5 protein-coding genes are annotated in these 6,573 nt (G+C 76.2%); 4 read left to right on the top strand and 1 reads right to left on the bottom strand.

Annotated elements, in window-relative coordinates:
• The first annotated feature begins 176 nt into the window (after positions 1 to 176).
• Both ACLWS4_RS30345 and ACLWS4_RS30340 read left to right on the top strand, forming a co-directional pair.
• Positions 177 to 524: a GntR family transcriptional regulator gene (locus ACLWS4_RS30345; protein ID WP_074005740.1), complete on the top strand. Its 348-nt coding sequence runs from the start codon at positions 177 to 179 to the stop codon at positions 522 to 524.
• Complete coding sequence (locus ACLWS4_RS30340; RefSeq protein WP_416875791.1) at positions 521 to 1,546, top strand: DUF1648 domain-containing protein; 1,026 nt, start codon at positions 521 to 523, stop codon at positions 1,544 to 1,546. The genes ACLWS4_RS30345 and ACLWS4_RS30340 overlap by 4 nt, the downstream gene beginning before the upstream one ends.
• 94 nt (positions 1,547 to 1,640) lie before the next feature.
• On the opposite strand, the gene ACLWS4_RS30335 is transcribed toward ACLWS4_RS30340, so the two are convergent.
• The gene (locus ACLWS4_RS30335; protein ID WP_416875790.1) at positions 1,641 to 4,439 is read right to left on the bottom strand and encodes a hypothetical protein; all 2,799 of its coding nucleotides are present in this window, start codon (positions 4,437 to 4,439) and stop codon (positions 1,641 to 1,643) included.
• Positions 4,440 to 4,884: 445 nt separating this feature from the next.
• Here ACLWS4_RS30335 and ACLWS4_RS30330 point away from each other — a divergent pair, with 445 nt between their 5' ends.
• Positions 4,885 to 5,634: a hypothetical protein gene (locus ACLWS4_RS30330; RefSeq protein ID WP_117492901.1), complete on the top strand. Its 750-nt coding sequence runs from the start codon at positions 4,885 to 4,887 to the stop codon at positions 5,632 to 5,634.
• A 99-nt stretch (positions 5,635 to 5,733) separates the two neighbouring features.
• Entirely contained in the window at positions 5,734 to 6,573 is an 840-nt protein-coding gene (locus ACLWS4_RS30325) for an SAM-dependent methyltransferase (protein ID WP_074005743.1), read from the top strand.

Genomic DNA, 6,573 nt, shown 5'->3' with positions numbered 1-6,573 from the left:
CCCCCCCGGGCGGGGGCCCGCCCCGCGGGGGGCCGGGGGGGGGGGGGGGGCCGGGGCGGGGGGGGGGGGGGGGGGGGGGGGGGGGGGGGGCCCGGGCCCCCCCCCCCCACCGCTGCCCGTTCCGCCGTCCCAGGGCCGTGGCACCAGACGTGAATGGTGCTATCGTCACTAGCACCATGTTGCTGAAGCTGGACATCGGGGACACCCGACCACTGCACGAACAGGTCGCCGGCGCGATCAGACGAGCCGTCGCCGAGGGCGAGTGCGCCCCCGGGGACAAGCTGCCCCCGGCCCGGGAGCTCTCCCGGGCCCTGGGGGTGAACACCAACACCGTCCTGCGCGGGCTGCGCACGCTGCGCGACGAGGGGGTGCTGGAGTTCCGCCGGGGCCGCGGCATCACGATCGCGACCGGCGCCGACACCCGCTCCGAACTTGTGGACCGGGTACGGCAGTTGGTCGAGGACGCGGCCCGGGCCGGCTACAGCAGGAACGATCTCGTGGACATGATCAGGGGGATGTCGTGACGGACTCGGGAAACACCACGGAACCGACCACGGAGCCGGCCGCCGCGCGGCCACCGGCACCCGGTGGCGCCGTCTGGGCCGCGGCGGCCTGGTCGGTCGGGGTGCTGGCGCTGCTGGTCGCCCTGCCGCTGGTGGCGCGCCACCGGCTGCCGGACCCACTGGCCACCCACTGGGGCGGGCGGGAACCGGACGGCTCGATGTCGCTGACGGCGGCCACGGTCTTCCCGGCCGCGTTCTGGGCGGTCCTGGTGCTGATCTCGGTGGTCCTGCGGCGGTACTGGGCCGGCCGGACGCCCGGGGCCGGGTCGGCGATGCTGGCGGCCGGCGGGGTGCTGCTGACGGGGGCGCAGGCCTCCATCGTGCACGCCAACCTGGACCGCGCCCGCTGGCAGGACGCCGCCCCGATGGGCATCGAGGTGGTCCTGATCCTGCTGGCCACCGGCCTCGCCGGGCTGCTGGCGGTGCTGGCGGGCCGGCGCTACGGCGGCCGTCCGGAGCGGCACCCGGCGGCCGGGGCACCGGCGCTGGAGGTGCCGCCGGGCGAGCAGGTCGTCTGGCTCTCCCAGGCCGCCAGCCCGTGGCTGCAGCTGTCCGCCGCGGTGCTCGGGCTGCTCTCGGTGGCGGGGGTGCTGCTCACCGCGAGCGGGGTCGTCGACCTGGACTGGGTGCTGGTGCTGCCGCTCGCCGTCGGCGCCCTCGCGCTCCTCGGCTGCTCCTCGGTACGGACCCGGGTGACCGCCCGCGGCCTGACCGTCGGCTTCGGCCCGTTCGGGTGGCCCGCCCGCCGCTGGTCCCCCGCCGAGCTCGACTCCGCCCGTGCCGAGCGGCGCACCGCCGCGCAGTCGGGCGGCTGGGGCTACCGGATCAACGGGCTCGGCACCACCGTGATGGTGCGCCCGGGCGTCTGCCTGGTGGTCCGCACCCGTCGGGGCACGGACTTCGCGGTCAGCGTCGACGACGCCGAGCGCGGGGCCGCACTGCTCAACGCGCTGATCGCCCGCACCCGGCAGCCCACCGGCTGAATCGTTTCGGCGGCGGGGTACCCGGCGGTCCGGTCACCACGACCGGGCCGCCTCGCCGTTCCGACTCCCCTCGCCGCACTCACCCCCGCTCCCCTCAGGACTCCCCCGCGCGCAGTTCGGTGGCGATCTGCCGCCGTCCGGCGACCAGCGTCTCCAGCACCACCCCGAGGCAGGCCACCAGCGTCAGGCCCGCGGTGGGCAGCAGCACCGGCAGCGGCGCGGGATCGAGGGAGCCGCCCGTCCCGGCCCCGACCAGGGTCGAGAGGTCGAAGGCCGGCCCCAGCAGGACGGCCGCCAGCACCGCGACCCCGGCGCCGCCGGCGGAGGCCGCCAGGGTCCGCGGCAGCGCCTCGGCGATGATCAGCGCCAGCCCCTGCCGTGGCCGAAGGCCCATGGTGCGCAGCCGGGCGAGCACCGCCGTACGGTCGGGCGCGGCCCGCAGCAGCGTCAACAGGACGGCGAGGACGGCGAATCCGGCGCTGGCCGGGGCCGCGTACCAGAACAGCCGTCCGGCGGCCTGCTGCAACGGGTCGTCCGCGAGCTGCGCGGCGTACTCGCGGCTGCTGCCGACCCGGTAGGCGGGCGGCAGTCCGTGGCTGCCCCGGCCGGCCGCCGCGGCCTCGTCCGCGATCAGCTTGTCGAGGCCGGTCGGCTCGACCAGGCCCCGCTCCAGGAGGAGCGACCTGATCCGCCCGGGGTCGAGGCCGTCGCCGACGGCCAGCCACCCGGTCCACCGGCCGAGTTCCGGCAGGCGCTCCACGGCGGGGCCGCTGGGCACCACGACGAACGGCTGCTCCGGCTCCGGCAGCGCCGGGGTCGCGGTGACGATCCCGGCGACGGTGGTGCGCAGTTCGCTCGCGGTGGACAGGTGCAGCGTCGGCGCGCCGGCGGCCAGGCGCGCGGCCAGGTCGCGGCTGAACAGCGCGGGTACCGGGGTGTCCGGGCCGCCGGGGGTGCCGGCGAGCTTCGCCGGGTCGAACGCGCCGGCCCCGAGGGTGCGGGCGATCGCGGCGTACGCGGTCGGCTCGGCGACCACCAGGGTCACCTTGGTGTAGTCGTTGGGGCCGGCGCCGACGAACCGCGCGCGCTGGTCCACCCGGACCGCGGTCGCGCTCCGGGCCTCCGGGAGTCCGCCCACGGCCTTGAGGAACGGGTCCGGCAGGGTCGCGTAGTCCGGGACGGAGACGGCGATGTCGCCGCCGGTCGCGACCCGTCCGGCGTGCAGCCTGCCGTGGTCCACGGAGGCGAGCAGGGTGGCGCCGAAGCCGGTCGCGGTGACGGCGATCAGCAGGGCGAGCAGCGGCAGCGCGGAGGGCCGGCGGCGCCCGGAGCCGTCCCGGGCGGCCCGGGCGAGGCCGAGGAAGCCGATCAGGCCCCGGCCGCGGCCGACGAGCGCGGCCAGCCGGCCGGTCGCCACCGGCTCGATCCGCGCCAGCAGCAGCCCGCCGGCGACGGCGAGCAGCAGCGGGGCGGCCACCAGCAGCGGGTCCACGCCCCGGCCGGAGTGGCCGACGCCGCGCCGGCGGACCTCGGCCACCGCCACGGCGGTGACGGCCAGCAGCGCGAGTTCGCCGACCACCCGGCGCCCGCGGCCGGTCGGCCGGGGGCGGTCCCACAGCAGGGCGGCGCGGGCCGGGAGGGCGAGCAGCGCGAGCAGGGTCGTGCCGAGGCCGGCCGCCACCGCGAGGCCCCAGCGCGGGGTGGGCAGCAGCACCAGGGCGAGCACCGCCCCGAGCGCGGCGGCGGGCAGCACGGTCACCGCGCCCTCGCCGAGCAGCCGCAGCAGCACCCCGCCGCGCGAGCCGCCGCGGGCCCGGAGCAGCCCGAGTTCGGCGGCGCGGCGGTCGGTGCCGAGCGCGGCGGCCAGGCAGAGCACCACCACGGCGACGCCCGCGACGCCGGCCGGCCCGATCGCGCTCAGCGCCATCGCGGCCCGGTAGCGCTCGGCCGCCCGGTCGAGGATGACGGGCAGCGTCGAGACGGACCGCAGGTCGGCGCGCCCGGTCGCGTCGGCCAGGGCCGCGACACCCGGCCCGGACACGAGGGGCAGGACGTCGGCACGGGTCCGCTCCAGCCGGTCGGCGCGCAGCGGGGCGGGGTCCACGGCCACCCGCCAGAAGTTCTGGACGGACGTGCCCCAGCCGGTCAGCCCGGCCAGGCTGTCGCCGTCGACGAAGCCGGTGGCCCCCAGCCAGTTGCCGTGCTCCAGGTCGATGTTCAGGCAGGGGCGGTCCGGGCAGCCGAGGCCGGTCCAGAACGGGTCCAGCGGGTCGTTGACCCGGAACAGGCCGGTCACCACGGCGGTCCGCCGGCTGTCGGGGCCGGTGCTGCCGCTGTCGACGACGTCACCGACCTTGATGCCGACCAGTTCGGCGGCCGTCCGGCTGACCATCACCGGCAGCGGGGCTCCGGCGGTGGCGGGGCCCGGGCGGCTGCCCTCGGTCAGGGTGACCCGGTCGGCGAGGCCGGCCAGGTGGGCCAGGGAGAGCCTGGGCGGGGCGCTGTCGCTCACCCGGCGGTAGCCCGGGTTGAACATCGGGACGGAATCGGTCACGGAGCCGTGCGCCAGGCCCGCCGGGGACAGCGCGAGCTTCCCGCCGACCCGTTCGACGAGCTGCCGGTCGACGGCGTCGAGGTCGGCGGCGGTGTCGCTCGGCCGGGCCTTGGAGGAGAAGTGCAGGCTGGTCGCGTGGATGCCCTGCCGGTGCACGTAGTCCCGCAGCGCCGCGTCCGCGCCCCGGTCGGTGACGCGGGGGACGGCCACGGACAGCAGGACAGTGACGAACGCGAGGGCCGCCGTCAACAGGGCGGTGCCCGGGTCGGCGCGCAGCCGGGTGCGGACCCAGTGCGCCGGGCGGTGGGCGGCCCCGGGGGTGCCGGCCTTGGCGGTCACGTCTCCTCCACGAGGCGCAGCAGGACGGCGGCCGCCGGAGGGGCCGCGGGTGGACGCGTCGTGCGCGCACCGCGCACGGATCACCGGCGACCGGTCGCCGGACGATGCTGTCAGATCCGATCACCGATCGGAAGGGAATGGTACAGATCGATCCAGGCTCGTCCAGGCACGGTTGGGGCTGGTGGGGGCCGTTGTCCCGCTCTCCGCGCGGGAGTTGAACCGTCGGGCCCTCCGGGTCCGTAGTGGATGGTCGTCCGGGGCGCTCCGGACGGTCATCGGGGGTCTAAACCGCTCAAATCGGTGGTGCTTCGAACGCCAATGCGGGTACACCAGTTGACGGTCGCTCAGGTGTGTGGCGGCGCCCGTCCGACGCCGCCCCACCCCGTCCCGCGCGGCCGGAGGACGAGCGGGCCCACGCGCCCGTGCGAAAGGCAAGGAGGCGTCCGTGACTCACGACGTGCGCACGCAGAACTCCCCCGCTGTCCGGCGGAGCACCCAGGACGTTCGGACCATCGCGATCCTGCGCCTCGGCGTCGGCCTGATCGGCATCCTGCTGCCGGTGGCCCTGCCGTTCGGCAACTGGCTGGCCGCCGAGCTGACGGGGCGCGGCACCGACGGCTTCTGGCCGAACTCGATGAGCGGCGCGTACTACACCGACACCCGGAACGTCTTCGTCGGCGCGCTGTGCGCCCTCGGGGTGTTCCTGATCTGCTACCGCTTCGACCGACGGGACGACCGCTGGAGCACGGCGGCCGGGTTCTTCGCGCTCGGGGTCGCGCTCTGCCCGACGTACACCGGGGGCGGGTCCGGCCTCGACCGCACCGTCGGGGTGTTCCACCTGGTCTTCGCCGGCCTGCTGTTCGTCATGCTGGCGGTCTTCTGCCTCTACTCCTTCCGCAACCCCCGCTCCGCCCAGCCGGCCCGGGTGGGCACGGCGTACCTGGTGGCCGGGGTGGTGATCCTGGCCGCCCTGGCGCTCTCGCTGCTGGCCGGGGTGACGGGCGTCGGCTCCGACTGGCCGGTGCGGCCGCTGTACCTGGGCGAGTGGCTGGCCACCTGGGCCTTCGGCCTCGCCTGGACGGGCGCCGCCCTCGAACTCGCGGCGCACGGGCGGCGCGACGCCGACAGCGCCGTGGTCCCCCGCCAGCCGGGCGCCGACGCGCTCGACCCGAAGCACCCGGAGGCGCACGCCTGAGACCCTGTCATTCCCGTGCGGCGGGCGACCGTTACCATGCGCACCATGAACCGCCACCAGGGCGGTTGGTGACGGATGCCCAGCGGCGGGAGAACGAACATGGCGAACGAGGTCCGGGCAGAGCACGGTCCGCGCGAGGACTACCCGTCGGTGGACCTGCGGATGGACGTTCCGCACTCCGCCCGGGTCTACGACTACCTCATCGGCGGCAAGACCAACTTCGAGGCGGACCGGGTCGCGGCGCACGCCTCGGTGCGGGCCTGGCCGGCGCTGCCGACCTCGATGCGCACCACCCGCGAGTTCATGCAGCGCTCGGTGCGCAGACTCGCCGAGCAGTACGGCGTACGGCAGTTCCTCGACATCGGCACCGGCATCCCGACCTCGCCGAACGTGCACGAGGTCGCCCAGGCGGTCGACCCCGAGGCCCGGGTCGCCTACGTGGACAACGACCCGATCGTGCTGACCCACGCGCGGGCCCTGATGGACAGCACGCCCGAGGGCCGCACCTGTTACGTGGAGGCCGACTTCCGCGACCCGGAGTCGATCATCGGCAACCCCCGGCTGCGCGAGGTGCTCGACTTCTCGCAGCCGGTGGCGCTGTCGCTGATCGCGATCGTTCACTTCGTGCTGGACGAGGACGACCCGCAGGGCATCGTGCGCCGCTTCATGGACGCCCTGGCCCCCGGCAGCTTCCTCGCCCTGACGGTCTTCACCGGGGACACCGACCCGGTGGGCGTGGGCGGCGTCGGCCGTGAGTACAACGCGCGCGGCATCCCGCTCCAGATCCGCGACAAGGCCGAGACGGAGGCCTTCTTCGACGGCTACGAGCTGCTCGACCCGGGCGTCACGCTGGTGCACCACTGGCGGCCGGACGCCGGTGCCGCGCCCGTCCGCGACCAGGACATCGCGATGTACGCGGGCGTGGCGATCAAGCGCTGA

The organism is Kitasatospora sp. SC0581 (assembly GCF_048159585.1).
Taxonomy (GTDB): Bacteria; Actinomycetota; Actinomycetes; order Streptomycetales; family Streptomycetaceae; genus Kitasatospora.
Note: the sequence above shows the minus strand (reverse complement) of the source record. Positions and strands in the feature narration are given on the sequence as shown.

What these genes read in the sequence shown, in the direction of transcription:
- ACLWS4_RS30345 (WP_074005740.1), top strand. Translation starts at nt 177, where the DNA reads ATGTTGCTGAAGCTGGACATCGGGGACACCCGACCACTGCACGAACAG.
- ACLWS4_RS30325 (WP_074005743.1), top strand. Translation starts at nt 5,734, where the DNA reads ATGGCGAACGAGGTCCGGGCAGAGCACGGTCCGCGCGAGGACTACCCG.